This is a genomic window from uncultured Amaricoccus sp., from assembly GCF_937891315.1.
Taxonomy (GTDB): Bacteria; Pseudomonadota; Alphaproteobacteria; order Rhodobacterales; family Rhodobacteraceae; genus Amaricoccus.
In genome coordinates this window covers 1-25,565 of record NZ_CALAGI010000004.1, presented here as the reverse complement: position 1 = coordinate 25,565, position 25,565 = coordinate 1, and the positions used below count along the sequence as shown (strand labels likewise).

The window sequence follows — 25,565 nt, the reverse complement described above, 5'->3', positions numbered from 1 at the left end:
GTCAAGATATTGCGCTGGATCAGGAATTCCTCGCCGGCCCTCCGCCGCCGGATTTCCAAACAGCCTCTGAGCTTCGTGGAAGCTCTCTGTCCGGGCTCGCCGGGCTCGTGCTGCGATCAAGGGCCGCGCGACGACGTTTTCTTGCGCGAGGCGTGGCTTTGGCAGTCCGATTCATCATCGCGTAACGATCGGCTCACGCGGCGCTCACGGGCGAGGGGCGAGCATGAGACATCCAACGAGGGAGTGTTGTCATGTCTCAGCCCAAAGCCGGCCGATCCAAAGCGATCCCGTCCAAACCGTCCCGCGTCAAAACCGCGACGGCTACCGCCAAGCGCGCCTCGAAGGATGAGGATGAGCTGGAATACGAGGAGGATTTGATGTCCGACGAGGAATATTTCGTCGCCGAGCTGCGCGGCGCGGTCGCGCGCGCGATGTCCTCGACGGTCGGGGGGCGTGATCTGCATGACGGACCCTGGGGTGGGGGATTCGACCGGCTGCAGATCGACCTCGCAGACTGAAACGCGAAACGGATCGGGCGCGGCGCGTCCGATCCCGGTCTCAAGGCCGCCGCGGGACCACGAGATTGGTCACCATCACCTGGGCCACCTCGTCGTTCTGGTTCAGCGTCTCGCAACGCATGGTGACCATGCCTCGCTCGGGACGCGAGCGCGAGGGTGCGACCTTTGCCACCACGCAATCGACGCGCAGCGTGTCGCCCGGACGGGTCGGGCGCGGCCAGCGCAAATCGAGCCCGCCGCCGATCAAGCCGCCGGCGACCGGTAGCCCGTCCCCCATCGCCCCGCCTCCCACCAGGAGGCGCATGGTCAGCGCCGCGGTGTGCCAGCCGCTGGCGGCGAGGCCCTGAAAGAAGGACGATTCCGCCGCCGCTTCGTCGAGATGGAAGGGCTGCGGATCGAATTCGGCCGCGAAGCCCTTGATCGCCGCGGCGTCGAGCGTCGCGCTCCCGGTCGAGAAGCGCTGACCCTCGTGAAAATCCTCGAGATAGAGCAACCGGCCCGGTCCGGTCGCCATCGGCGTCAGGCGACCGCGCGCGCCAGGGCGCACTGACGCCACAGCGCGCCGAGCGCGTCCACCAGCCGGTCGATATCGGCGTCGCTGTGCAGCGGCGAGGGCGTGATCCGCAGCCGTTCCGTCCCGCGGGCGACCGTCGGATAGTTGATCGGCTGCACATAGATGCCATGGTCACGCAGCAGGATGTCCGACAGCATCCGGCACTTCACCGGATCCTTGACCATCACGGGAACGATATGGCTCGGGTTGTGAAGATGCGGGATACCCGCCGCGTCGAGCCGGGCGCGCAGCCGGGCGACATTGGCCGCCTGCCGTTTGCGCTCGAACGGGCTCGCCTTCAGGTGCCGCGTGCTCGCCAGCGCGCCGGCGGCCACGGCGGGCGGCAGCGAGGTGGTGAAGATGAAGCCGCTGGCGAAGCTGCGGATGAAGTCGCAGAGCGCGGCCGATCCGGCGATATAGCCGCCAACGACGCCGAACGCCTTGCCGAGGGTGCCCTCGATCAGCGTGATCCGGTCCATCAGCCCTTCGCGCTCGGCGACGCCGCCGCCGCGCGGGCCGTACATGCCGACCGCGTGCACCTCGTCGATATAGGTCATGGCGCCGTGCCTTTCGGCGACCTCGACGATCTCGGCGATCGGCGCGATGTCGCCATCCATCGAATAGACGCTTTCGAAGGCGACGATCTTGGCCGCGTCCGGCGCGCATTGCGACAGCTGGCGGTCGAGATCGGCGGGATCGTTGTGCTTCCAGATGCGCTTGGCGCAGCGGGCATGGCGGATGCCCTCGATCATCGAGGCGTGGTTCAGCGCGTCCGACAGGATGACGGCGTTCGGCAGCCGCGCGCCGAGCGTCGAGAGCGCCGCCCAGTTCGAGACATAGCCCGAGGTGAAGAGCAGCGCGCTTTCCTTGCCGTGCAGGTCGGCGAGCTCTTCCTCGAGCAGCACGTGATAGTGGTTGGTGCCCGAGATGTTGCGCGTACCGCCGGCGCCCGCGCCACAGCGATCGATCGCCTCGTGCATGGCGGCGATCACCGCGGGATGCTGGCCCATGCCGAGATAGTCGTTCGAGCACCAGACGGTTACGTCGGTCGACTTGCCCTCGTCGTGCCACGTCGCGCGCGGAAAGTCCCCGCGATTCCGCTCCAGGTCGGCGAACACTCGATAGTTGCCTTCGGCGCGCAGCGCGTCGAGCTGCTGGGTGAAGAGGGCTTCATAGTCCATCGAACGATCCTTTGGCCGTGGCTGCTCGCGGGCCGCGAAACGGGAAATGCCGGATTCGGTGCCAATATGGAACCTTTTCCTGCTGGCTGCGACAGGATGCGGCGGCCCGGTCGCCCCGTCGAGTGGTCAGGCCGCGCTGGTTCCTGACAGATGCGTGAAATCCGATAACAATCCGTTCCCCCTTCGGCCCCTCATCCGGCCGTTATTCTTGCGTGCGCGAGTGTCGCAGGTCGGCGAGTCCCGATCCGGAGAGGCCAAGCCCGAGCACCCTTGTCGCATCGTTCCCACCCCTCATGCTTTGACCTAGCGCAACCCGCGTGACCTGATCGTTACCGAATCGCAAATCGCCGACGGACGGGGATCGGCGCCTTCAGCGCGGTTGCCGTTCGATTGTCCGGGCGCCGGGCGGCCCTGTCAAAACGCATGTCAAAGGGCGGTGCCCCGGAAGTAGTCCGGTCCCGCGCGACCGAGAAGTTCGGCCGCGAGCGCCGCGCCGATCGCTTCCGCCTCGGTGACGGGGCCGCTTTGCTCATGGGCGAGGCATTCCGAACCATCGGGCCGCAGGATCTCGCCCCGCAGCCGCAGGCCGCCTTCGACCAGTTCGGCGAGGCCGGCGATCGGCGTCTGGCAGGATCCATCGAGTCCGGCGAGGAACGCCCGCTCGGCCCGCAGCCGATGCCCGGTATCGGCGTCGTGAATCGCCGCCAGCAGCCGGGTCACCCGCGCGTCGTCCAGCCGCTGCTCGATGCCGATCGCGCCTTGCGCGACGGCGGGCAGCATTTCTTCCGGCGCGATCGGCGCCTTCGCCACTTCGGCGAGGCCAAGTCGGCGCAGGCCGGCCATGGCAAGGAACGTCGCCTCGGCCGCGCCCTCGCCGAGCTTCCTGAGTCGCGTCTGCACATTGCCGCGGAACTCGACCACCTTCAGGTCCGGCCGCCGGTAGAGAATCTGCGCTCGTCGACGGAGCGACGAGGTGCCAACGACCGCGCCCCCCGGCAACGCGGCGGCCGAGGTCGCGCCGAGGGAAACGAACGCGTCACGCGGGTCTTCCCGCGGCGGATAGCAGGTGATGCCCAGCCCCTCGGGCTGCAGCGTCGGCATGTCCTTCATGGAATGCACGGCGATGTCGATCTCGCCGGCCAGCAGCGCGTCCTCGATCTCGCGGGTGAAGAGGCCCTTGCCGCCGATCTCGCTCAGCGGGCGGTCCTGCACGCGGTCGCCGGTGGTCTTGATCGGCACGATCTCGAACGCACCTTCCGGCAGGCCGTGCGCGGCCATCAGCCGGACCTTGGTCTCATGCGCCTGGGCGAGCGCAAGCGGGCTGCCCCGAGTGCCGATGCGCAGGGGTTGTTCCGCGGAGGGCGCGTCGTCGGACATGGATGCCTTGGGTGTCTTTCCTTCCGGACCTTTATCTGTAAGGTCACGCCGAGACAATTACAAAGCGGGGGCAAGGGGATGGCCGTCGAAGGAAAGCGAATCCTGCGCGCCCTCCGCGGCGAGGCGCTGGCGACGCCGCCGGTCTGGCTGATGCGGCAGGCCGGGCGCTACCTGCCGGAATACCGGGCGATCCGCGCCAAAGCCGGCGGTTTCCTCGATCTTTGCTATACGCCCGACCTCGCCGTCGAGGTCAGCCTGCAGCCGATCCGGCGCTATGGCTTCGACGCGGCGATCCTGTTCGCCGACATCCTGCTGGTGCCGCAGGCGCTCGGGCTCGAGCTGCGTTTCGCGGAAGGCGAGGGGCCGCGGCTCTCGACGGTGACGAGCGCCGCCGATCTGGCGCGGCTGCGACCGGTCGAGGCGATCCACGAGACGCTGGCACCGGTCTACGAGACGGTGGCGCGGCTCCGCGCCGAACTGCCGGCCGAGACGGCGTTGATCGGCTTCGCCGGCGCGCCCTGGACGGTGGCGACCTACATGATCGCCGGGCGTGGCACGCCCGATCAGGCGCCGGCGCGGGCGCTGATGTATGGCGACCCGGCCACCTTCGCCGCGCTGATCGACCGGGTGACCGAGGCGACCATCGCCTATCTCGCGCGCCAGATCGCGGCGGGCGCCGAGGTGGTGAAGCTCTTCGACAGCTGGGCCGGCGCGCTGCCCGGGCCGCGGTTCGAGGAATTCTGCGTCGCCCCGGCCCGGCGCATCGTCGCGGCGCTGGGCGCGCTCGCGCCCGAGGTGCCGGTGATCGGCTTTCCGCGCGGCGCCGGCGGTGGCTACGCCGGCTTCATCGCCGGGACCGGGGTCGCGGGTTGCGCGCTCGACGCGTCCGTCGATCCGGCCTGGGCCGCGCGGACCCTGCCGGCGGGCGTGTGCCTGCAGGGCAATCTCGATCCGCTCTTGCTTGTCACCGGCGGCGCCGCGCTCGATCAGGCGACGCGCGCCTGTGTCGAGGCCTTCGCCGGCCGGCCGCATATCTTCAATCTCGGCCACGGCATCACGCCGGACGCCGATCCGGCCAATGTCGAGCGGATGCTGCGGGTGATCCGCGGCTGATCCGGTCAGTGCGCGCCGCGCTGCTGGCGGGCGACCCGGGCGGCGACGGCCTCCCAGAAGGTGCGCTCGGCCTCGGCCAGTCCCGGCTCGCGCCCGGCCCTCAGCGCCTCCGCCTCGGCCAGAAGGCCATGCGCCTCGATCAGGCAGACGGCCCGGTCGCGAATGGTCCGGCCGTAGTCGATGCGTTCCGCGAGCAATGGAGTCACGTTCAAAATCCCCGCTTGTCCCTGGGGGAAAGAAGTGAACTTTCGGCGAAGAAGAGGCAAGTTGAAGAATACCAATCGGTTAATCGAGGATGCCGCCGGGTTCAGTGGGTCAGCGTGCTCGAGAAGATATTGACGATCACCACGCCCGCGACGATCAGGGCGAGGCCGATCGCGGCGGGCAGGTCGAGGCGTTGACCGAAGCCGACCCAACCGACCGCCGCGATCAGCACGATCCCCGCGCCGGACCAGATCGCATAGACGATGCCCATCGGAATTTGCCGGAAGGTGATGGAAATTCCGAACAGCGCGGCGAAATAGAACACGAAGACCAGCGTCGTCGGAACGACCCGGGTGAAGTGATTGCTCGCGTGGAGCGCCGATGTGCCGGCGACCTCGCAGACAATCGCAATGCCCAGAATCAGATATGTCACGGTCAGAGACATCGGACTCTCGCTCGAATCGACGGAAATAATGTTCGTCGTATTCAAATCGAACGAAGCCTAGCACGTGTCGCGATTGCCTTCGAGCGAAGATTTCGCGCGCCCAAAAACCTACATTGCAAGGCGTGCGAGTTCGCCGGCGGGCATGAAGGGAAAGAAGACGCCGCTGGACCAGACTCCGAAATCGCCCGCGTGTTCGGTGCCGATCTCGACCAGGCGATAGAAGCTCTTGCGGTCGATCAGCGCCTCGAGACCGCGGCGAACGTGCACGTAGGGCGCGGGTTCGCCGGTTTCGGAGGCGAGGACGAGGCGGATCCGGTGGTCGGGGCCGGCGGTCACGCGATCCTCGACCTGGGTCTCGAAGGTCAGGCTCTGGTCGGGGCCGGTGCCTTCAGCGGTGAAATCCACCGCGACGAAGGGCGCGTCCTCGACAGTGATTCCGACCTTTTCCACCGGCGTCACCAGATAGTAGCGGTCGCCCTCGCGCTTCAGGATCGAGGAGAAGAGCCTGACGAGCGGTTTCCGTCCGATCGGCGTGCCGAGGTAGAACCAGGTCCCGTCCCGCGCGATCCGCATGTCGAGATCACCACAGAACGGCGGATTCCACAGATGTACCGGCGGCGGACCCTTGCGCGCGCCCTCGCGGGCCGCCTCGATGAGCCGGTCCGGCATTGGCCGGCTGTCCGGTTTGTGATCATGAATGGGCATTGTCGCGCGAGACCGCCACGTTATTCTGCGCCTAAGGTAGGAGTGGAGCGACGGGCAGGCAACAGCGCGAGCGCGGAAAGGCGGCTAGATGGACGATCCTCAGGACATGATGCGCGAGATCGAGGAAGCGGGGGCGCGGCTTGCGCGGGCCCGCGAAATGATCGGAAGGCGCATCATCGGCCAGGAGGAGGCGGTCGAGCAGGTGCTGATCGCGATTCTCTGCGGCGGCCACGGCCTGCTGGTCGGCGTTCCCGGCCTCGCCAAGACCCGGCTGGTCGAGACGCTCGGCACGGTGCTTGGACTCAACGCGCATCGCATCCAGTTCACCCCGGACCTGATGCCGGCCGACATTCTCGGCGCCGAGGTGCTGGAGACCGGCGCGGACGGCACACGGGCGTTCCGCTTCATCGACGGGCCGATCTTCTGCCAGCTCCTGATGGGCGACGAGATCAACCGCGCCAGTCCCCGCACCCAATCGGCGCTGTTGCAGGCGATGCAGGAGCAGGAGGTTTCGGTGGCGGGCCAGCGGCGGCGTCTGCCGCGGCCGTTCCATGTCCTCGCCACCCAGAACCCGATCGAGCAGGAGGGCACCTATCCGCTGCCGGAGGCGCAGCTCGACCGGTTCCTGCTGCAGATCGACCTCGACTATCCCGGGCGGGCGGAGGAGCGGGCGATCATCCTCGCCACCACCGGCACCGACGATGCCAGGGCCGAGCCGGTGTTCAACGCGGCGAGCCTCGTCGCAACGCAGAAGCTGATCCGGCGGCTGCCGGTCGGCGACATGGTGGTGGACCGCATCCTCGATCTGGTGCGGGCCGCGCGGCCCGGCACGGCCGACGCGCATCCGGCCGTCACCCAGGCGGTCAGCTGGGGTCCGGGGCCGCGCGCGGCGCAGGCCCTGATGCTGGCGATTCGGGCCCGCGCGCTGATCCGGGGTCGGCTGGTACCGGATCTCGACGACGTGGCGGCGCTGGCGCGGCCGGTGTTGATCCACCGCATGGCGCTCGGCTTCGCCGCGCGGGCCGAGGGACAGACGCTCGACGGCCTGATCTCGCGGCTGGTCGGCGACGTGATGGGCGTGGAGGCGGCGGCGTGAACCAACCCGTCCTCCGGGGACGGAACAAGCCGCAGGGACCGGTCGGGCTGCGCCGCGACGCCGAGAAGATCTCGGGCGCGCTGCCGCCGCTGCTCGCCGAGGCGGAAATTCTGGCGGCGACGGTGGCGATGGGCGTCCACGGGCGCAAGCGGTCCGGTCACGGTGAAAACTTCTGGCAATATCGGCAGGCCGTGCCCGGCGATGCGCGCTCGACGGTCGACTGGCGGCGCTCGGGGCGGTCGGATCACCAGTTCATCCGCGAAATGGAATGGGAGGCCGCGCAAACCGTCAGCCTCTGGGTCGATGACGCGCAATCGATGGACTATCGCTCGGAGGGGACCGAGCGCACCAAGGGCGAGCGGGCCTCGCTGCTGGCGCTGGCGCTGGCGCTGCTGCTGGTGCGAGGCGGCGAACGGGTCGCGCTGATGGGAACCGCCGCGGCCTTGGCGCGGGGCGGACGCACGCAGCTCAACCGCATGGCGATGGAGCTCGGTGGACCGCCGCGCGAGGATCGGCCCGACTATGGCGCGCCGCCGGCCGACTACATGGCCCGCGGCGGGCGCGCGGTCTTCTTCTCGGATTTCCTCGGCGATCCCGATGTGATGATCCCGGTCCTGTCGCACGCCGCCGAACGCGGGGTGCGCGGCTGTTTCGTCCAGGTGCTGGACGAGACCGAGGAGGTCTTTCCCTTCGACGGCCGCGTGGTGTTCCAGAGCATGGGCGGCGGCACCGAATTCGAGACCCACCGCGCCCGCGCCCTGCGCGACTCCTATGGCAAACGGCTGGCCGAGCGGCGGGCGCGGCTGGAGGAACTGGCGCGCGGGCTTGGCTGGCGGGTGCTGACGCACCGAACCTCGCAGGTTCCGCGCGGCGCGCTGTTGTGGCTCTACATGGCCGTGGGTGAACGCATTTGATCGGTTCGATCGCCTTCCTCTCACCCTGGCTTCTGGCCGCGCTGGCCCTGCTGCCCGTGCTCTGGTGGCTGCTCAGGGCGGTGCCGCCGGCGCCGGGGCGACGGGAATTTCCCGGCGTCCGCTTGCTGCTCGGGCTCGAGGATCCCGAAAAGATCCCGGAGCGTACGCCCTGGTGGCTGCTGCTTTTGCGCGTGACGGCGCTGGCCGCGGTGATCGTCGCCTTCGCGGGGCCGGTGCTCAATCCCCGGCCGCAGGCGGGCACGGGTCCGCTCGTCGTGCTGCTCGACGGCGGCTGGGGCGACGCGCCGGACTGGCCGGCGCGCATGGGCCGCGTCGCCGGGGCGCTGGAGGAGGCCGCGCGCGGCGGCCGACCGGTCGCGGTCCTGTCGCTGACCTCGCCCCCGCCGCCGGACGGCGCTCCGCCTTTGCGCGCGGCCGGCGACTGGTCGGAACGGCTGGTCGGCCTCGCGCCGAAGGGCTGGGCCCCGGCGCGCAAGGACTGGGCGGACTGGTTCGCCCGTCAGGACGGCGGTTTCGAGACCTTGTGGTTGAGCGATGCGATCGGCGACGGCGCGGAGGTGGAACTCGGCCGGGCGCTGGCGGCGCGCGGGCCGGTGACGCTCGTCCCCGCCGCGCGGCCGGCCCTGGCGTTGACCCCGCCCCGGCTCGAGGGCGGGGCGCTGGTCGCCGGGGCGCTGCGCGTCGCGTCCGACGCCGCCCAGCCGGTCGGCGTGATCGCGCTCGGTCCCGATCCGAACGGCGTGGATCGCGTGCTCGGCACCGGCGCCGCGACGTTCGAGCCGGAGGCGCGGGGCGTGGATCTCGCGCTCGACCTGCCGGTCGAGTTGCGAAATCGGGTGTCGCGCATCGCGCTGACCGAGGGACAGTCGGCGGCCGGCGTGGTTCTGGCCGACGATTCGGTCCGGCGGCGCAAGGTCGGGCTGATGGCCGGCGGCGCGGTCAGCGAGGCGCAGGATCTGGTCGATCCCTTGCACTACCTGCGCCGCGCGCTGGCGCCGTTCGCCGAGGTGATCGAGGCGCCGTTGAGCGAGATGCTGAACGCGGCGCCGGACGTGCTGATCCTCGCCGATGTCGGCGGCCTCAACGACGCCGAACGCACGGCGCTGACGGAATGGGTCGAGCGCGGCGGCCTGCTGGTGCGGTTCGCCGGTCCGCGGCTGGCGCAGTCCGGCGCCGGGCAGATCGAGGAGGATCCGCTGCTGCCGGTCCGGCTGCGCGCCGGCGGGCGCTCCGTCGGCGGCGCGATGTCCTGGGGCGCCCCGCGCCGGCTGCGGCCGTTCGCGGACGGCGGCGCCTTCGCCGGCCTGCCGGTGCCCGCCGAGGTCCAGATCTCGTCGCAGGTGATGGCCCAGCCCGATCCCGACCTGCCGAACCGGGTGATGGCGACGCTGGAGGATGGGACGCCGCTGGTCACCGGGCACGCGCTCGGCGACGGCCGGGTGGTGCTGTTCCATGTGACCGCCAACGCGGACTGGTCGAATCTGCCGCTCTCGGGACTCTTCGTGCAGATGCTGGAGCGCCTGACCCAGAGCGCCGGGGGCCTCTCCGAGGCTCCCGAGGCGCTGGCCGGCACCAGCTGGACGCCGCTGCAGGTGCTGAACGGCTTCGGCGATCTCGAGACGCCGACCCTCGTCGCCGGCGTCCCGGGCGACCGGCTGGTCGAGGATCGCCCCTCGGCCGAAATGCCGCCGGGTATCTACGCCAACGGCGACCGGCGGATCGCCGTCAATGTCATGCGCGCCGACGATACCCTGCGCCCGCTCGCGGCGATGCCGGCGGGTGTCACGGTCGAGGCGATGGAGCGGGCGGAGGAGACGCGGCTCGGCCCCTGGCTGATCGCGCTGGCGCTGCTTCTTCTCTCGGTCGATGTGATGGCGACGCTGCGGCTCTCGGGTCGTCTCGGCGGCGGGCGCGCGCATGGCGCGGTGGTCACGGCCGCCGCGTTGATCCTCGTCGCCGCGGTGGCCCTCGATCCGGGCCTGGCGCGGGCGCAGACGGCCCCGCGCCAGTCCCTCGCCGGACCGGGGACGGGACCGGACGCCGCGGCGATCTACGCGGCGAACGAGACGGTGCTCGCCTATGTGCGGACCGGCAACGACCGGGTCGACGAGATCAGCCGCGCGGGCCTGCGCGGTCTCGGCCACGCGCTGACCGAACGCACGGCGATCGAGCCGGCCGAGCCGGTGGCGGTCGATCTCGAACAGGATGAACTCGCGCTCTATCCCTTCCTCTACTGGCCGATCACCGAGGGGCAGGCGCAGCCCTCGGACGCGGCCTATGCGCGGCTCAACGACTATCTCCGCTTCGGCGGCATGATACTCTTCGATACGCGCGACGCCGATCTCGGCGCCACCATGGGCGGCACGACGCCGAACGGGCGCGTGCTGCGCCGCGTCGCAATGAAGCTCGACGTGCCGCCGCTTGAGCCGATCCCGCGGGACCACGTGCTGACCCGCACCTTCTATCTGCTGCGGGACTTCCCCGGCCGCTGGACCGGGCATGACCTCTGGGTCGAGGCCTCGCCGGAGGCGGAGCAGATCGAAGGCATGCCGTTCCGCAACCTCAACGACGGGGTGACGCCGGTGGTGATCGGCGGCAACGACTGGGCCTCGGCCTGGGCGCTGGGCGACAATGGGCAGGCGATGTTCCCGATCGGCCGCGGCATTTCGGGCGAGCGGCAGCGCGAGCTCGCCCTGCGCTTCGGGGTCAATCTCGTGATGTATGTGATGACCGGCAACTACAAATCCGACCAGGTGCATGTCCCGGCCCTGCTCGACCGGCTGGGCCAGTAGATGTTCCGGAGCGTCGCCTTCGATCCGCAACTGCCGCTCGCCGTCATCGGCGCGCTGGCGGCGATCGCGGTCCTCGTGCTCGGCCTGGCGCTCTGGCGCGGGCTCGCCGGCTGGTGGCTGCGCGCGCTCGCCGCGTTGGTGCTGCTCGCCGCGCTCGCCGGGCCGTCACTGCGCCAGGAGGATCGCGCCCGGGTGCCGAACATCGCGCTCGTCGTGGTCGATGACAGCGCCAGCAACCGGCTCGCCGCGCGCCCCGAACAGATCACCCAGGCGATCGAGGGGATCGAGGCCCGGCTCGACCGGCTCGGGCAATCCGCGCCGCTCGAAGTGCGCACGATCCATGTCGCGGACGCGGGCGCGGAGGGCACGCTGCTGCTCGGCGCGCTCGGCGAGGCGGTGGCGGAGCTGCCGGCCGACCGGATCGCCGGGGCGATCCTCGTCACCGACGGACAGATCCATGACCCCGAGGCGCTGAAGAGTTTCCCCGCGCCGGTCCAGGTTCTGCTGACCGGCCGCGCCGCCGACTGGGACCGGCGGGTGGTGATCGAGACCGCGCCCGCCTTCGCCATCGTCGACGAACCGGTAAGCCTGTCGCTGCGGATCGAGGATCTTGGCGCCGCGCCGGCCGCCGGTGGGACCGCGGCGCTCTTCATCGCGCTCGACGGGGCCGAGCCCCTGCGGTTCGACGTGCCGCTGAACCAGAGCGTGACGCTGCCGGTAACGCTGAAGCGCGGCGGTATGAACGTCTTGCAGATCTCGACGCCGGAGGTGCCGGGCGAACTGACCGACCGCAACAATTCGCAGATCGTCTCGGTCAATGGCGTGCGCGATCGCCTGCGGGTGCTGCTGGTCTCGGGCGAGCCCTATCCGGGCGAACGAACCTGGCGCAACCTGCTGAAGTCCGACAGCGCGGTCGATCTCGTGCATTTCACCATCCTGCGGCCGCCCGACAAGCAGGACTTCGTGCCGGTCTTCGAGCTGAGCCTGATCGCCTTCCCGACCCAGGAACTGTTCATGGAGAAGGTCGACGAGTTCGACCTGATCATCTTCGACCGCTACAAGCGCCGGGGCATCCTTCCGAACGCCTATTTCGAGAATATCGCCCGCTATGTCCGCGATGGCGGCGCGCTGCTCATCGCGTCGGGCGCCGATTTCGCCGGGGCCGAGAGCCTCTATCGCTCGCCGCTGCGGGAAGTCCTGCCGGTGGAGCCGACCGGGCGGGTGATCGAGGAGGGCTTCACGCCGAGGGTCTCGGCGCTCGGGGAGCGTCATCCGGTGACCGCGGGACTGGAGGAGCACGCGCCGCGGCCCGCGGCGCCGGACGGCACGCCGGGCTGGGGCCGCTGGTTCCGCGCGGTCGAGGTGACGGTGCCCAACGGCGAAACGGTGATGTCCGGTCCCGACGATACCCCGCTGCTCGTGCTGGAGCGCGAGGGCGAGGGACGGATCGCGGTGATGAATTCCGACGAGGCCTGGCTCTGGAGCCGCGGCTTCGAGGGCGGCGGGCCGCAGCTCGAACTGCTGCGCCGGCTGGCGCACTGGCTGATGAAGGAGCCGGAGCTGGAGGAGGAGGTGCTGCTCGGCTCCGGCGACGAGGGCGCGGTGGTGGTCAGCCGCCGCACGCTGGCCGACACCATCCCGCCCGTGGTGGCGACCAGCCCGTCCGGCGCGCGGTCGGAGGTCGCGATGACCGAGATCGCGCCGGGGCGCTGGGAAGGCCGGATCCCCGATGCCGAGAACGGCGCCTGGCGGCTGGAGAATGGCGACAAGCTGGCGGTCGCCGTGGTCGGCCCGCCGGCGCCGGCCGAGTTCCGTGATCCGGTCTCGACCGGCGCGGTGCTGGCGCCGCTGGCCGAGAGCACGCGCGGCGGGGTGAAGCGGCTGGAGGACGGCGTGCCGGACATCAGGCTGGTGCGCGAGGACCGGGTGGCGAACGGCCGCGGCTGGATCGGCCTTGCCGACCGCGAAGCCTATCAGCTGCGCGACATCCGGCAGGTGGAGCTGGCGCCGGGCTGGCTGATGCTGATCCTGTCCGCCGGCCTCGTCTTCGGCGCCTGGCGCATCGAGGGCCGGTAGCGCGCGGCGCTCCACGACCTTCGCCGCTCCGCCTCGCGCTTCAAACCGCTTGGAAACCCGGCATCGGGAGCCTACCCTCGCGGGCAAGGGCGGACGCGATCCGCCGGGGGAAAATGTCATGCGGATGCCCGAACCCGATCCGTCCATCCTGGCGCGGAAAGCGCGGATCGTGGCACGCCTCGCCACCGCGCTGCCGAAGGACGCGGTGATCTCCGACCCGGCCGAGCTGCGCGCCTATGAATGCGACGCGCTGACCGCCTATCGCTGCCCGCCGCTCGCGGTCACGCTGCCCGGCTCGACCGAGGAGGTGGCGGCGGTGGCACGGATCTGTTTCGAGGAGGGCGTGCCGGTGGTGCCGCGCGGTTCGGGCACCAGCCTCGCCGGCGGCGCGCTGCCGACCGCCGATTGCGTGGTGATCGGCGTCGCCCGGCTGAACCGCGTGCTGGAGATCGATTACGAGGACCGAATCATCCGGGTGCAGACCGGACGGACGAACCTGAGTGTTTCCGCCGCCGTGGAGGAGGAGGGCTTCTTCTACGCGCCGGACCCGTCGAGCCAGCTCGCCTGCGCCATCGCCGGCAATATCGGCATGAATTCCGGCGGCGCGCATTGCCTGAAATACGGGGTGACGACCAACAACCTGCTCGGAGTGACGCTGGTGCTGATGGATGGCACGGTGGTCGAGCTTGGCGGCGCGCATCTCGACGCGGCGGGCTACGACCTGCTCGGCGTCGTCTGCGGTTCCGAAGGTCAGCTCGGCATCGCCACCGAGGCCACGCTGCGCATCCTGCGAAAACCGGAAGGCGCGCGCCCGGTGCTGATGGGTTTCGGCTCCAACGAGGTGGCGGGCGCCTGCGTCAGCGACATCATCCGCGCCGGTGTCCTGCCGGTGGCGATCGAATTCATGGACCGGCCCTGCATCCGCGCCTGCGAGGATTTCGCCCAGGCGGGCTATCCCGATGTCGAGGCGTTGCTCATCGTCGAGGTCGAGGGATCCGAGGCCGAGATCGCGGAACAATTGAGCAAGATCATCGAGATCGCGCGGCGGCACGCGCCCGAGGTGATCCGCGAGAGTGGCTCGGCCGAGGAATCGGCGCTGATCTGGAAGGGACGCAAGTCGGCTTTCGGCGCGATGGGCCAGATCGCGGACTATATCTGTCTCGATGGCACGATCCCGGTCAGCGAACTGCCTTTCGTGCTGCGGCGGATCGGCGAGTTGACGGCGGACTATGGCCTCGGCGTGGCGAACGTGTTTCACGCAGGCGACGGCAATATGCATCCCCTGATCCTTTATGACGCCAACAAGCCCGGCGACCTCGACAAGGCCGAGCATCTCGGCGCTGATATCCTGCGTCTCTGTGTCGAGGTCGGCGGCTGCCTGACCGGCGAACATGGCGTCGGCGTCGAAAAGCGCGACCTGATGACGGTGCAGTTCGGGCCGGCGGATCTGGAGGCCCAGCTTTGGGTCAAGGACGTGTTCGATCCGCGCTGGCTGCTCAATCCGGCCAAGGTATTCCCGCTGGCGACGAGCGAGAGCCGCCGCGCGGCCTGAGCCGCTCGGGAGGAGGAGGGGAATGGTCAGGCGGCGGCTGGGAATATCGCGGAAAGTCAAGGGTGCCGCGCCTTTCGGGGGAATAGGCCCGACATGAATGCGCGTCCGACCAGCGAGGCGGAGCTCGCCGAGATCGTGCGCGCGGCCGCGGCGGCGGGCCGGCCGCTCGAGATCCGCGGCGGCGGTACGCGCGGGATCGGCCACGCGGTCGATGGAACGCCGCTCGAGACCGGGGGCCTGACCGGGATCACCCTCTATGAGCCGGGGTCGCTGACGCTGGTGGCACGGGCCGGAACACCGCTCGCCGAGGTCGAGGCGGCGCTGGCGGCGGAGGGCCAGCGCCTGCCGTTCGAGCCCTGGGACGCGCGGGCCCTGACCGGCGCCACTGGCGCGCCGACGATCGGCGGCATGGTCGCGACCAATTCCTCCGGGCCGCGCCGCGTTCAGGCCGGCGCCTGCCGCGACAGCCTGATCGGCGTGCGATTCGTCGATGGCTCCGGCGCGGTGGTGAAGAACGGCGGTCGGGTGATGAAGAACGTGACCGGTCTCGACCTCGCCAAGCTGCTGGCGGGCAGCCATGGCACGCTTGGCGTGCTGACCGAGGTCTCCTTCAAGGTGCTGCCGGCGCCGGAGACGGTGGCGACGCTGGTGCTGGACGGGCTCGATGCCGAGACGGCGGGCCGGGCGATGCGTGCCGCGCTGGCGACGCCGTTCGAGGTATCGGGCGCGGCGCATGTCTCGGCGGCCTTCGGCGACGTGTCGGCGACGCTGCTGCGGCTCGAAGGCTTTGCCGGGTCGGTGGCGCACCGTGCCCGGGAACTCGGCCGGGCGCTCGCCGAATTCGGCGCCGCGCGGCTGGTGGAAGGGCCGGGCGACTGGGCGTCCGTGCGCGACGCGGCGGTTTTCGCCGGACGGCCTGGCGCCGTATGGCGCATCTCGGTCCGGCCGAGCGACGGCCCCCGGCTCGGCGCCGCGCTGGCGCCGGCGGAGGTGTTCCATGACTGGGCCGGGGGGCTTCTCTGGGTGTGCGCGCCGGAGGCGTTCGACCTCCGTGCCGCGATGGGCGGTCTGCCCGGCCATGCGACGCTGATCCGGGCCAGCGCCGAGGCAAAGGCGCGCTGGGGCGCATTCCATCCCGAGACCGCCGCCGTCGCCGCGCTTTCCGCCGGGCTGCGGGCGAAGTTCGACCCCATGGGAATCCTGAACCCCGGCCGGATGGCCGCGCGGGCGAAAGTGGCCGTCTGAGATGCAAACGAATTTCACGCCCGAGCAACTGACCGATCCCGAGACCGCGCGCTCGAATGCGATTCTGCGGTCCTGCGTGCATTGCGGTTTCTGCACCGCGACCTGCCCGACCTATCAGTTGCTGGGCGACGAACTCGACAGCCCGCGCGGGCGGATCTATCTCATCAAGGACATGCTGGAGAGTGGGCGCGCCGCCGATGCGCAGACGGTAAAGCATATCGACCGCTGCCTCTCCTGCCTCTCCTGCATGACGACCTGCCCCTCCGGCGTGCACTACATGCATCTTGTCGATCATGCCCGCGCGCATATCGAGCGGACCTACAAACGGCCGGCGGCGGAGCGGACGCTGCGCTGGCTGCTGGCGAAGGTGCTGCCCTATCCGGGGCGGTTCCGGCTGGCGCTGCTGGGCGCGATGCTCGGCCGGCCGCTGGCGCCGCTGATGCCGCGCCAGCTGCGCGCGATGATCGCGCTCGCGCCGCGCCGTCCGCCAAGCCCGAGCCGGATGGACGATCCGCAGATCTTCGCGGCGGAAGGACCGCGGCGCAAGCGCGTGGCGCTGCTGACCGGCTGTGCTCAGCGGGTGCTGAATACCGATATCAACGCCGCGACGATCCGGCTGCTCACCCGGCACGGTTGCGAGGTGGTCATCGCCGAGGGCATGGGCTGCTGCGGCGCGCTGACCCATCACATGGGCAAGGTCGCGGACAGCCACGCCTCGGCGGCGACGAATATCCGCGCCTGGACGCGCGAATTGCGCGGCGCCGGGCTCGATGCGATCGTGGTGAATACCTCGGGCTGCGGCACGACGGTGAAGGACTATGGGACGATGTTCGCCGGCGATGCGCTGGAGGCGGATGCGAAGGCGGTCGCCGGCCTCGCGCGGGACGTGTCCGAGCTGATGGCTGAGCTCGGGCTCGGGCCCGTCGTGGCGCCAGGCACCCGCGTCGCCTATCACGCCGCCTGCTCGCTGCAGCATGGCCAGCGCGTGACGACGCATCCGAAGGCCCTGCTCAAGGCGGCGGGGTTCGAGGTGGTGGAGCCGCGCGACGCCCATCTCTGCTGCGGCTCGGCCGGCACCTACAACCTGCTGCAACCGGAGATCTCGGCCACCTTGCGCGCGCGCAAGGTGGCGACGCTGGAGGAAAGGGCGCCGGAGGTGATCGCGGCGGGCAATATCGGCTGCATGATGCAGATCGGCGCGGGCACGCGGACGCCGGTCGTGCATACCGTGGAGCTGCTTGACTGGGCGACCGGGGGGCCGAAGCCGGTGGCGCTGGCGTGATCGGGCGGCTCGCCCTCCTGATCGGCGCCCTGATGGCAGGCGTCGCCGTCGCCGCGGCCGCCGCCGAGCGACGGATGCTGGCGGATGACGAGGCGCTCGCCTATCGCGCGGTCGGGCGGCTGAATATCGACGGCGCGCGTTTTTGCAGCGCGACGCTGATCTCGGACCGGCTGGTGCTGACCGCGGCGCATTGCCTCTATCGTCCCCTCGACCGCGAGGTGGTGAGGCCGGACGCGCTGATCTTCGTCGCGGGCCAGCGGCGCGACGATTACGCCGCGGTGCGCGAGGTGGCACGGCTCGCGGTGATGCCGGGCTTTCATTTTGACCCGGACGCGGATCTCGGCAACGTCGCCGAGGACATCGCCCTGCTCGAACTCGCCGCGCCGGTCGAGGAAGGCAGCGCGGCGCCGTTCCCGGTGGGGCGGCTGCGCGACGGCGCGCCGCTGCGCATCGTCTCCTATTCCAAGGATCGGGCCTACGTGCCTTCGATCGCGGGGCCCTGTCCGTCCTATGTCAGCGGCGATCTCGTGGTGCTCGGCTGCGGCGTCAACTGGGGCGCCTCGGGCGCGCCGGTCTTCGCGGAGATCGGCGGCCGCACCCGTCTCGTCGCCGTCGTGTCGGCGATGACCCGCCGCCCGGGCCGGGAGGGGGTGGCGCTGGTGCTGCCCGCCGCGCCGAAGATGGCCGCCCTGCGCGCCGCGCTGGAAGCCGCGACGCCCTGATCCGCGCGAACCGGAATACCGCGGGGGTGGCGCTCCGGCGGCGGAGGCGGACTGGAAGCGGGTCGCGAGGCAGGCCGAACGGCTGGTCGCGATGCCACCGCCGGCCGCGCTCGAATCCGCGGCCCGAGGGCGGGCTTGAACGGCGCGATTCCGCTTCCTAGATCTCCAACATCCGGCGCCGATCTCGGGCCGGAGCCACCACGAGGGTCCGTCCGTGACGGAGGATCCGAAAACACGTGTCGCTTCTGATGGAGGATGCAACCCATGCGTCACTTTGATCTCGCTCCGCTTTATCGTTCGACCGTCGGCTTCGACCGGCTCGCGAACATCCTGGAGCAAGTGGCCTCGGCCGATGTGAGCCAGACCACCTATCCGCCCTACAACATCGAGAAGACCGGTGAGAGTGCCTATCGCATCACGATCGCGGTCGCCGGCTTCGCCGAGACCGAGCTCGGGATCGAGGCGCGCGACGGGCAGCTGGTCGTGACCGGGCGCAAGGCCGAGACGGAGGCCAAGGCGAACTTCCTGCACCGCGGGATCGCCACCCGGGCGTTCGAGCGCCGCTTCCAGCTGGCCGACCATGTGCGCGCCAAGGACGCGGTGACCGAGAACGGTCTCCTGCATATCGACCTGGTGCGCGAGGTGCCCGAGGCGCTGAAGCCGCGCAAGATCGAGATCGCCGGCAAGGCCGCGATCGAGGGCAAGGCCGAAGCCGCCGTCGCGTAACCTCCCGACCTCGTTCGATCGAAGGCGGCCCGCCGACGCGGGCCGCCTTTTGTTCGCGTCGTTGTCACAAATCAAGCGGCGGCGGGCGGATCGCGTGTAGGGTCGCGGCGTCAACAGCCGGAGGCAGTCGCGTGTACATCCATATCCTGATCCCGACGGACGGATCGCAACTGGCGACGCAGGCGGTGGACAGGACGCTGCAACTGGCCACGACGCTCGGGGCGCGAGTGACGTTCCTGATGGTGATGGAGCCGTTCCACGCGCTCGGACTCGATGTCGACCAGCGGGCCGAGGCTGGACGCTCCGATGTCGAGGCGCGGGCGGTTGTGGAGACGCGCAAGGTGCTGGCCGAGGCGTCGGCCAAGGCGAAGGTGCTGGGGGTCGAGTTCGACACCCTGTTCGAGACGAGCGACCTGCCCTACGAAGCGATCATCTCGACGGCGCAGGCGCGGGGGTGCGATCTCATCGCGATGGCCTCGCATGGGCGCAGCGGCTTCGCGGCCGTCCTGCTCGGCAGCACGACGACGAAAGTGCTGACCCACTCGAAACTGCCGGTTCTGGTTTATCGCTGAGTGGGGAGGCCCCGGCAGGCGGCCGGGGTCCTTCGGTTCAAGGTCCGGTCATCCGCCGTCACGTCGATGATCTCGGGCGAGGTCGGGGTCAGCGGCTCGGCGCCTTCGGGCAGGTTCTCCGGCACGGTGAAGGACAAAACGCGGTTGAAACGCATCTCCGCCCGGGCGGGCAGGGCGGCCGCGAGCGCGGAAATCGAGGAGAAGCCGGCGAGGGCGAATTTCACGGCGCGCTCAAATTGCAATGACCGGCCCTGTTTCATCCGCGTCGGCGACGGAAACGGGACCATCCGATGGCGCCTTCGTGACACCTCCGCGCGCGCCGCCTGACCGCGACGTGACCGGCGCGGCAGGTGACAGGCTGGCCGGGGTCGCTTATGACTTCATGGCTTCCGTTGACCGGCCGGCGGGATCTCGGTTCCTTTTCGGCGCTTCGAGAAAGAGTTCCGCATGATCCTTCTGAGCGCTCTCATCGCCGCTCTGACCGTCGGCATGGGATGGACCCACCTTTCCAACCCCGGGGCGGTCCCGCTCTATGTCATCGCCGCCGGCGCCTTGATGGTCGGCGTCACCTTCTTCGCCGCGCGGATCTTCGTCTTCCTCCGGATGTTCATCGCGGGCTATGCGATCACCTTCGCCGCTTTCGCCGCGGGTTTCATCGTCTTCGGCGGCGGCGGCCTGCCCGACTGGGCGCCGGGCTGGACCCAGACGCTGCAGCCGCGGCCCTTCCTGGCGCTCGCCTTCGTTATCCTCGCGACCGTGGTCCTGCTGATCGCGCGCCTGCCGGTGATCGGCGAGACCATCGGCCTTTCGGAGAGCTATTTCACCAGCCGCGACCCCAGCCGGCTGGCGCGTCTGCCGTTTCGCCTGACCGAGGGCGGCATCGGGCGCGGCTTCCTGCTCGGCATCATCCTCGTCAACTTCGTGCAGACCTATCTGCTCATCCTGTTCAACGAATGGCAGGGCGCGCTGTTCGACAGCTTCCAGAACATGGACGAGGCGGCGTTCTGGCTGCTTGTCACCACCTTCCTGTTCCTGGCGACGAACTGGGTGGTGTTCGCCGTGACCGAATATCTCTTCGGGCAGTACATGCTCATCCGCTGGCGGCGGCACATGTCGCGGCAATATGTCTCCGACTGGCTGCGCGACGACCGGCACTACCGGATCCAGTTCCTGGGCGAGCGGGCCGACAACCCGGACCAGCGTATCTCGGAGGATATCCGGACCTATGTCACCAGCACCTATTCCATCGCCTCGAACCTGTTCTCGACTTTCCTGACGCTCGCCGCCTTCATCCAGCTGCTCTGGGGTCTGTCGACTTTGTTCGCGGTCGAGGCGGGGCAGGGGCACGGCTTCATCGTCTGGCTGACCTCGGTGCCGGGGTTCCTCGTCTGGGTTTGTCTCGTCTACGCGGTGTTCGCCACCGTGGTCGGGCATCTCATCGGCCGGCCGTTGATCCGCAAGAACTACCAGAAGGAGCGGACCGAGGCCGATTTCCGCTTCGGCATGGCACGGCTGCGCGAATACAGCGAACAGGTGGCACTGCTCGACGGCAAGGGCGCCGAGCGGGCGGCGTTGTTTCGCAAGTACGACCATCAGGTCGATGCGACGCTGAGCCTCGTACAGACCACGCGCGACTTCCGCATCTTCAACTTCAGCATCGGCCAGATGACCGACGTGCTGCCCTATGTGCTGGTGGCGCCGGCCTATTTCGCCGGTGTCGGCAGCCTCGGTGGACTGCAGCAGACGGCCGGGGCCTTCAGCCGGGTGCAGGGCGGCTTCACCGTGTTTCTCGATCTCTACGAGACGCTGGCCGCCTACAAGGCGGCGGTCAATCGCGTCAACGGCTTCCGCGCGGCGATGGAGGAAGCGAGCGATCTCGCCGGTGCGTCGCGCCCGATCGCCCATGCGCTGGTCGCCGACAGCGATGTTGAGGTGAAGGGGCTGTCCCTCGCCTTGCCGGATGGCAGGGAGATCTCGCGGATCGAGGCGTTGCGCTTCGTGCCCGGCGAGACCACGCTCGTCACCGGCGCGTCGGGCTCGGGCAAGTCCACGTTGTTCCGCGCCATCGCCGGTATCTGGCCCTTCGGCAAGGGACGGGTCGAGGTGCCGGAGGGCAAGGAACTCATGCTTCTGCCGCAGCGGCCCTATATACCTCTCGGCACCTTGCGCGCGGCGCTCACCTATCCCGGCGAGGCGGACGCCTTCGGCGACGCCGAGATCGCCGAGGCGATGAAATCGATGGGCCTCGGGCATCTCCTGTCCCGCCTCGACGAGTCCGCCTACTGGGGGCAGGCGCTGTCGGGGGGCGAGCAGCAGCGGGTGGCGATCGTGCGCGCGCTTCTGAAGAAGCCGGACTGGTTGTTTCTGGACGAGGCGACCGCCGCGCTCGACGAGCCGATGGAGGAGAAGGTCTATCAGGTGCTGCGCGATCGTCTGCCGGCCGCGACGATCGTCTCGATCGGCCACCGCCAGACCCTTCGCGGCTTTCACGACCGTTTCGTCGAGATGCGCGCCAACGCCGACGGCACCTTCACACCGGCGGATGCCGTCTGACCCAGGGAGAAGGCTCATGGCGCACAGAAGCGGGCGGGGTGGTTTCCGCAATCGAGCTGGACACCCGCAAGAACCCTCCCGTTTGGAGAGGTCTCGTTATTCACTGGCTCCGGCAAGATTTGGAGGGGTGAGATGGAGCAGCGTTCCCTGTTCGGCTTGTCGGAGCACCTCGGGAAGCTGAGCGCGCACGGTGACCCGCTGGAGGTGCTCGCCGCGACGGTGGGTTTCGAGTGGTTCCGCGGCTGGCTGGCCGAGGGTCTCGGCCATGGCGATGGCAGCAAGGGCGGCCGGCCCGCATTCGATCCGGTGTCGATGTCCAAGGCGCTGATCCCGCGGGCGCGGCACAATCTCGGCGACGCGCGGATGGAATTCATGATCCGCGATCGGCTGTCCTGGATGCGGTTCCCGGGCTTCGATCCCGGTGGACCGACCCCGGACGAGAACACCATCCGGCACTTCCGGAACCGGCTGACGGAAACCGGCACGCTCCGCCAGGTGATGAAAGCCTTCGGCTGGCAGCTGAGGAAGAAGGGCTGCATCCCGATGCCCGGGCAGATCGTCGACGCGAGCCTGGTCCCGGCGCCGAAGCAGCGCGATACCGACGGCGAGCGGGAGGCGATCAAGGCGGGCAAGTCGGGCAAGTCGGCGAAGGACATCTGGGCCGACAGCGCCTGTCGGTCGCGAAAGAACGAGAAGTGGCTGGCGTAGAAGATGCTGACCAGCCGCGTTCCCCATCGCAAGCCGGCCGGAAAACCGATGCCGGTGGCGACAGCCTGGGCGAACGCGCGGAAATCTTCCATCCGCGCCCGGATCGGGCATGTCTTCGCGCATCGGAAGAACCGCTTCGGCCTCTTCATCCGCACGATCGGTCTGGCGCGCGCCGAGACGAAACCGACGCTCGCCAATCCGGCCTGCGACTTCGATCGCCTGATCTTCCACGAGCGCCGCGCCGCCAAGGGATGACTCCGCCCGAAAGGCGGAAAATCGACGCCGGATCCCCCGGATCCGGCCAGACCACCGATATCCATGCGCGCGAGAGGCAGATCAGCGATGAATCCCGCCACAAGCCGCGGCGTTCTCGCGGGTGTCCGGCTGTGACGGGCTGGCCTTCAACTTGTGGCGAATCCACGACTGGCGGAAGTGGTAGGCGCGACCGGGCGTGTCGCCGTCTTCGGTCACCACCGCGCCGCCGCCCATCGAGGGGCGAGGCGTGGCATGCGCGATCGCCACGAAGGTATCGTCGTGGTTCTCGACGAAGGGGGAAGGGCCCTCAACATCGCCGATGCCGTGGATAAGCCAGTCGCGATTGACCTTGAGCGCACGGGCGACATCCGCCTGTCAATCGGCGCGACGCCGGGGGCTGACTCAATTTCCGTGCAGGATCCGTGCGCCGCGGCGGTGACGCGGGCTTTGAGCAGGTCGGGGTTTGCGCGGCCGTACATCTGGCGCTTGATGAGCTTGAGGCGGTTCACCTTCCCTTCGACCTGGCCGCTCGACCAGGGCTCGGTGATTGCCGCGGCGATGGCGGCCTTGTCGGCTTCGACCCCGGCGGCGAAGCTCGCGAGGGTGCTTTTCTTGGCGACTGCGATCCATGGGTCGAGACGGGCCGCGTCGTTGCACCGCATCATCGCGTGGAAGCGGTCCATCAGGTCGCGCGCAACGATCAACTCGGGGACGGCGGTCTCGATGGCGGCATTGACCAGCGCGATCCTGGCCGGCCCGGCTTCGCGTTCAATGGTAAGGCCGCGGGCGATGGTCCGGGCGCTCAGCGGTGATCCGGCGGGTTGGCCGAGGCGGTCGTCCCGACGGCGACGGGTAGCCCATTCGCTTACGACGCGCAGCGAAGCCGCAAACCCCGGTGCCCTCAACCTGCGCCAGAGTTCGGCGCCGACGCGGCAGCCGCCGGTCCACTCGGCTTCGAGCCGAACGATCCCGGGGGTCCAGCGAACTCTGGCGAGTACGGAAGATGGCGTGGCGCTGGCCGCGCACGATCTTGCGGATGGTCTGGCGCGATAGGCCGGTCGTGCGGGCCATCGCCTTGAGGGGAACGCCTTGCGACGCCAACGCCAGAACCTGTCCGTTGACCGCCTCGCGGGTCATCGCGGCCTTCCACTGAAGCCGCTTCGCCTTGCTCGAAGCCTTTGGATCCACGGGTCGTTCGGGCGACAGCGCCTTGCGCAGCCGGGGCAACTCGGACCGGACCGCGGCAAGGAAGGCGGCGGAGGCGTTCCCGAACAGATGCCAGCGATCCGCCACCTGCCGGGCCTGGGGCGCCGCCTCCGCGGCCGCGGGCCCAAGCCGGGGCCTCGATCACGACAGATGATCCGAACCTGCGGGTTCTCCTTCAGCCAGGCCATGACTGTATCACTCTGCCGATCCGGCAGGATGTCGATGACCGTCCGCCGCTCCAGGTCGATGACGATGCTGCCGTAACCGTGGCCGCGCCTCCAGGCGAAGTCGTCTATGCCGATCACCGTCGCCGAGCTGGCGGGGGCAGGCCACGGCCGCCTTGTGACGGACCGCGCGCGGCAGGGTGTCCTTCGACCAGGGCGCTGCCAGCCGAGCCATCATCCGGGAGCCGGGCCGCCCGCCGAGGGCCAGCCCGACGGCGTGCGCCAGTTCATCACAGCGGGCGACGCGCCGACCGTGACGTCGCCCGAGGCTCGCCGGCAGCCCTTCGGTGCAGGTTATCCGATGGCAGGCGCGCTGCTTGCATCGGAACCGGCGGACGCTCAGGCGCAGCTCGACCATCGCGCCGCTGATCGGCAGGTCCGACAGGGTCCGCACATAGCGGCTGTGGCAGGACGAGGACGACGTTCCGCAGTCGGGGCAGCGGCCGGCCGCCCCCGCGACACGACCCGAAACCTCCACCACGCTATCGACGATCACCCGGTGCTCCACAATCAACCCCGGCGGGTTCAACCCGCCGTTCCATGCGCTCCTGCCCACCAACCGCCCACCGTCTCGCGACCAAAGCGCCTGAATCGCATGGCTGGAGAGCGGTCTCCCGTCAAATCCGCACGGAAATTCAGTCAGACCCCCTTTTGGAAGCCGATCAGGGGTCCCGATCCCGCGCCGATTGACATTCATCCGGGGTTCGAGCGGCGGCCCTCGAGCGCCCGTTCTCGCTTCGGCCGTTCGCCCCGCCGGGTCCGCCGGCGATCGGTGAGGCACGGGCGGTCGGAGCCTGGGGCTCATCCGCGGCCGGAGCGCGCGAGGCTCCGGCCGCCGCTGGTCACTCCGATCCCGCCACCCGCGACAGGTCGATCGATTCCCCCATCTTGCGATGGCCTGCGTCGTTGGGATGCAGACGATCGCCGAAATCGTACTCGGGAAGGATGTGATCGGGATTGGCCGGATCGCGCACCACCGCGTCGAAGTCGATCACCCCGTCGAAGACGCCCCCCGTCCGGATCCAGTCGTTGACCGCCTTGCGCGCCACCTCGCCTTCGTCGGAGAAATACCCCGGAAAGATCGTGCCGGCAAAAGGCGTCAGCGTCGCGGCCTCGGGGGAGGCCTTCATTGCAGTGCTTGTCCGCCACGCCACGCGGTGTGGATAGCGTTCCCGCGGTGCCGGGTTTCGGTACGAGCACGGGTCGGCGTCAGCAAGTGGGGGGCTGGGAGCATGGTCACTTTGCCGGAATCAACGGCGGCGACCGCATTTTCGGAACGCCGATGGATAGAGACCTCGATGACCAGAGCGACCTGATCAAGGGGCTGGACGGCAAGGATTTTCTCAATGGCCTGTTGGGTGACAACCTGATCTTCGGCGGCGACGGCAACGACACCGTTAGAGCAATATCCAACCAGACGGAATCGTCTGGTTGCTAAGATATTGCTCTAAATCAAGACTCTAGAGCGGACGAGCCGACTCTGCCGGATCGGACTCCGCTCTAACAGCGGCACGGGGCGCGACAC

General features: G+C 69.4%; 25 protein-coding genes and 1 pseudogene. 15 read left to right on the top strand and 11 right to left on the bottom strand.

The genetic code is table 11. The features are described from left to right. Positions 1–377 precede the first annotated feature (377 nt). Positions 378–518 carry a hypothetical protein gene (locus tag Q0480_RS00275; RefSeq protein WP_299129534.1) on the top strand — a complete coding sequence of 47 codons (141 nt, stop codon included), beginning with the start codon at positions 378–380 and terminating at the stop codon, positions 516–518. Between the two features lie 40 nt (positions 519–558). Here Q0480_RS00275 and Q0480_RS00270 read toward each other — a convergent pair whose 3' ends face one another. From Q0480_RS00270 to hemC, 3 genes are all read right to left on the bottom strand, one after another. After that, entirely contained in the window at positions 559–1,032 is a 474-nt protein-coding gene (locus tag Q0480_RS00270; protein ID WP_299129532.1) for a MaoC family dehydratase, read from the bottom strand. Positions 1,033–1,037: 5 nt separating this feature from the next. Beyond that, positions 1,038–2,252 carry a 5-aminolevulinate synthase gene (hemA, locus tag Q0480_RS00265; protein WP_299129530.1) on the bottom strand — a complete coding sequence of 405 codons (1,215 nt, stop codon included), beginning with the start codon at positions 2,250–2,252 and terminating at the stop codon, positions 1,038–1,040. Positions 2,253–2,678: 426 nt separating this feature from the next. After that, positions 2,679–3,629: a hydroxymethylbilane synthase gene (gene hemC, locus Q0480_RS00260; protein WP_299129528.1), complete on the bottom strand. Its 951-nt coding sequence runs from the start codon at positions 3,627–3,629 to the stop codon at positions 2,679–2,681. A gap of 78 nt (positions 3,630–3,707) precedes the next feature. Here hemC and hemE point away from each other — a divergent pair, with 78 nt between their 5' ends. Continuing rightward, positions 3,708–4,742 (top strand): uroporphyrinogen decarboxylase, encoded by a 1,035-nt coding sequence (gene hemE / locus Q0480_RS00255; RefSeq protein WP_299129526.1) that lies wholly within the window; start codon positions 3,708–3,710, stop codon positions 4,740–4,742. Positions 4,743–4,747: 5 nt separating this feature from the next. On the opposite strand, the gene Q0480_RS00250 is transcribed toward hemE, so the two are convergent. From Q0480_RS00250 to Q0480_RS00240, 3 genes are all read right to left on the bottom strand, one after another. Beyond that, on the bottom strand, positions 4,748–4,948 hold the full coding sequence (locus tag Q0480_RS00250; RefSeq protein WP_299129524.1) for a hypothetical protein: 201 nt from the start codon (positions 4,946–4,948) through the stop codon (positions 4,748–4,750). A 101-nt stretch (positions 4,949–5,049) separates the two neighbouring features. Beyond that, entirely contained in the window at positions 5,050–5,391 is a 342-nt protein-coding gene (locus tag Q0480_RS00245; RefSeq protein ID WP_299129522.1) for an SMR family transporter, read from the bottom strand. A 108-nt stretch (positions 5,392–5,499) separates the two neighbouring features. Further along, positions 5,500–6,060, bottom strand: a complete 561-nt coding sequence (locus Q0480_RS00240; protein ID WP_299129520.1) for a DUF1285 domain-containing protein — start codon at positions 6,058–6,060, stop codon at positions 5,500–5,502. Positions 6,061–6,184: 124 nt separating this feature from the next. Here Q0480_RS00240 and Q0480_RS00235 point away from each other — a divergent pair, with 124 nt between their 5' ends. The 10 genes from Q0480_RS00235 (at position 6,185) to Q0480_RS00190 (ending at position 19,094) form a co-directional block, all read left to right on the top strand. Next, entirely contained in the window at positions 6,185–7,192 is a 1,008-nt protein-coding gene (locus Q0480_RS00235) for a MoxR family ATPase (protein WP_299129518.1), read from the top strand. Then, positions 7,189–8,106, top strand: a complete 918-nt coding sequence (locus Q0480_RS00230) for a DUF58 domain-containing protein (RefSeq protein WP_299129516.1) — start codon at positions 7,189–7,191, stop codon at positions 8,104–8,106. Before Q0480_RS00235 ends, Q0480_RS00230 begins: the two co-directional genes overlap by 4 nt. Continuing rightward, on the top strand, positions 8,103–10,919 hold the full coding sequence (locus Q0480_RS00225; RefSeq protein ID WP_299129514.1) for a DUF4159 domain-containing protein: 2,817 nt from the start codon (positions 8,103–8,105) through the stop codon (positions 10,917–10,919). Before Q0480_RS00230 ends, Q0480_RS00225 begins: the two co-directional genes overlap by 4 nt. Beyond that, positions 10,920–12,995 carry a hypothetical protein gene (locus tag Q0480_RS00220; RefSeq protein ID WP_299129512.1) on the top strand — a complete coding sequence of 692 codons (2,076 nt, stop codon included), beginning with the start codon at positions 10,920–10,922 and terminating at the stop codon, positions 12,993–12,995. Positions 12,996–13,113: 118 nt separating this feature from the next. Further along, positions 13,114–14,547 (top strand): FAD-linked oxidase C-terminal domain-containing protein, encoded by a 1,434-nt coding sequence (locus tag Q0480_RS00215; RefSeq protein WP_299129509.1) that lies wholly within the window; start codon positions 13,114–13,116, stop codon positions 14,545–14,547. 93 nt (positions 14,548–14,640) lie between these two features. Then, a complete protein-coding gene (locus tag Q0480_RS00210) occupies positions 14,641–15,792 on the top strand; it encodes an FAD-binding protein (RefSeq protein WP_299129507.1) in 1,152 nt (383 codons plus the stop codon). 1 nt (position 15,793) lies between these two features. Then, positions 15,794–17,074, top strand: coding sequence for a glycolate oxidase subunit GlcF (gene glcF / locus Q0480_RS00205; RefSeq protein ID WP_299129505.1), 1,281 nt, complete (start codon positions 15,794–15,796; stop codon positions 17,072–17,074). Next, a complete protein-coding gene (locus tag Q0480_RS00200; protein WP_299129503.1) occupies positions 17,071–17,796 on the top strand; it encodes a trypsin-like serine protease in 726 nt (241 codons plus the stop codon). Before glcF ends, Q0480_RS00200 begins: the two co-directional genes overlap by 4 nt. A 264-nt stretch (positions 17,797–18,060) precedes the next feature. Beyond that, positions 18,061–18,522, top strand: coding sequence for an Hsp20 family protein (locus Q0480_RS00195; RefSeq protein WP_299129501.1), 462 nt, complete (start codon positions 18,061–18,063; stop codon positions 18,520–18,522). A gap of 131 nt (positions 18,523–18,653) precedes the next feature. Continuing rightward, entirely contained in the window at positions 18,654–19,094 is a 441-nt protein-coding gene (locus Q0480_RS00190; RefSeq protein ID WP_299129499.1) for a universal stress protein, read from the top strand. On the opposite strand, the gene Q0480_RS00185 is transcribed toward Q0480_RS00190, so the two are convergent. After that, positions 19,085–19,318: a hypothetical protein gene (locus Q0480_RS00185; RefSeq protein ID WP_299129497.1), complete on the bottom strand. Its 234-nt coding sequence runs from the start codon at positions 19,316–19,318 to the stop codon at positions 19,085–19,087. The two genes, Q0480_RS00190 and Q0480_RS00185, sit on opposite strands and share 10 nt — an antisense overlap. Positions 19,319–19,541: 223 nt before the next feature. Here Q0480_RS00185 and Q0480_RS00180 point away from each other — a divergent pair, with 223 nt between their 5' ends. Then, positions 19,542–21,647, top strand: coding sequence for an ABC transporter ATP-binding protein/permease (locus tag Q0480_RS00180; protein WP_299129495.1), 2,106 nt, complete (start codon positions 19,542–19,544; stop codon positions 21,645–21,647). Between the two features lie 132 nt (positions 21,648–21,779). Further along, positions 21,780–22,610, top strand: a pseudogene (locus tag Q0480_RS00175) (transposase). 212 nt (positions 22,611–22,822) lie between these two features. Here the strand turns inward: Q0480_RS00175 and Q0480_RS00170 are convergent. The 4 genes from Q0480_RS00170 to Q0480_RS00160 all read right to left on the bottom strand — a co-directional run bounded on the left by Q0480_RS00170 (position 22,823) and on the right by Q0480_RS00160 (position 25,170). Further along, entirely contained in the window at positions 22,823–23,515 is a 693-nt protein-coding gene (locus Q0480_RS00170) for a transposase (RefSeq protein WP_299129493.1), read from the bottom strand. Positions 23,516–23,743: 228 nt separating this feature from the next. Then, a complete protein-coding gene (locus tag Q0480_RS17915) occupies positions 23,744–24,121 on the bottom strand; it encodes a transposase (RefSeq protein WP_366940802.1) in 378 nt (125 codons plus the stop codon). Beyond that, positions 24,012–24,536 (bottom strand): transposase family protein, encoded by a 525-nt coding sequence (locus Q0480_RS00165; protein WP_299129491.1) that lies wholly within the window; start codon positions 24,534–24,536, stop codon positions 24,012–24,014. Before Q0480_RS00165 ends, Q0480_RS17915 begins: the two co-directional genes overlap by 110 nt. A 346-nt stretch (positions 24,537–24,882) precedes the next feature. Beyond that, positions 24,883–25,170, bottom strand: a complete 288-nt coding sequence (locus tag Q0480_RS00160) for a GDSL-type esterase/lipase family protein (protein WP_299129488.1) — start codon at positions 25,168–25,170, stop codon at positions 24,883–24,885. Between Q0480_RS00160 and Q0480_RS00155 the strand changes: the two genes are divergently transcribed. After that, on the top strand, positions 25,170–25,478 hold the full coding sequence (locus Q0480_RS00155; RefSeq protein WP_299129486.1) for a hypothetical protein: 309 nt from the start codon (positions 25,170–25,172) through the stop codon (positions 25,476–25,478). The two genes, Q0480_RS00160 and Q0480_RS00155, sit on opposite strands and share 1 nt — an antisense overlap. Positions 25,479–25,565: the final 87 nt, after the last annotated feature.

What these genes read in the sequence shown, in the direction of transcription:
- Q0480_RS00240 (WP_299129520.1), bottom strand. Translation starts at nt 6,060, where the DNA reads ATGCCGGACCGGCTCATCGAGGCGGCCCGCGAGGGCGCGCGCAAGGGT.
- Q0480_RS00160 (WP_299129488.1), bottom strand. Translation starts at nt 25,170, where the DNA reads ATGAAGGCCTCCCCCGAGGCCGCGACGCTGACGCCTTTTGCCGGCACG.
- Q0480_RS00210 (WP_299129507.1), top strand. Translation starts at nt 14,641, where the DNA reads ATGAATGCGCGTCCGACCAGCGAGGCGGAGCTCGCCGAGATCGTGCGC.
- Q0480_RS00235 (WP_299129518.1), top strand. Translation starts at nt 6,185, where the DNA reads ATGGACGATCCTCAGGACATGATGCGCGAGATCGAGGAAGCGGGGGCG.
- Q0480_RS00215 (WP_299129509.1), top strand. Translation starts at nt 13,114, where the DNA reads ATGCGGATGCCCGAACCCGATCCGTCCATCCTGGCGCGGAAAGCGCGG.
- hemE (WP_299129526.1), top strand. Translation starts at nt 3,708, where the DNA reads ATGGCCGTCGAAGGAAAGCGAATCCTGCGCGCCCTCCGCGGCGAGGCG.
- Q0480_RS00270 (WP_299129532.1), bottom strand. Translation starts at nt 1,032, where the DNA reads ATGGCGACCGGACCGGGCCGGTTGCTCTATCTCGAGGATTTTCACGAG.
- hemA (WP_299129530.1), bottom strand. Translation starts at nt 2,252, where the DNA reads ATGGACTATGAAGCCCTCTTCACCCAGCAGCTCGACGCGCTGCGCGCC.
- Q0480_RS00275 (WP_299129534.1), top strand. Translation starts at nt 378, where the DNA reads ATGTCCGACGAGGAATATTTCGTCGCCGAGCTGCGCGGCGCGGTCGCG.
- hemC (WP_299129528.1), bottom strand. Translation starts at nt 3,629, where the DNA reads ATGTCCGACGACGCGCCCTCCGCGGAACAACCCCTGCGCATCGGCACT.
- Q0480_RS00245 (WP_299129522.1), bottom strand. Translation starts at nt 5,391, where the DNA reads ATGTCTCTGACCGTGACATATCTGATTCTGGGCATTGCGATTGTCTGC.
- Q0480_RS00195 (WP_299129501.1), top strand. Translation starts at nt 18,061, where the DNA reads ATGCGTCACTTTGATCTCGCTCCGCTTTATCGTTCGACCGTCGGCTTC.
- Q0480_RS00220 (WP_299129512.1), top strand. Translation starts at nt 10,920, where the DNA reads ATGTTCCGGAGCGTCGCCTTCGATCCGCAACTGCCGCTCGCCGTCATC.
- glcF (WP_299129505.1), top strand. Translation starts at nt 15,794, where the DNA reads ATGCAAACGAATTTCACGCCCGAGCAACTGACCGATCCCGAGACCGCG.
- Q0480_RS00180 (WP_299129495.1), top strand. Translation starts at nt 19,542, where the DNA reads ATGATCCTTCTGAGCGCTCTCATCGCCGCTCTGACCGTCGGCATGGGA.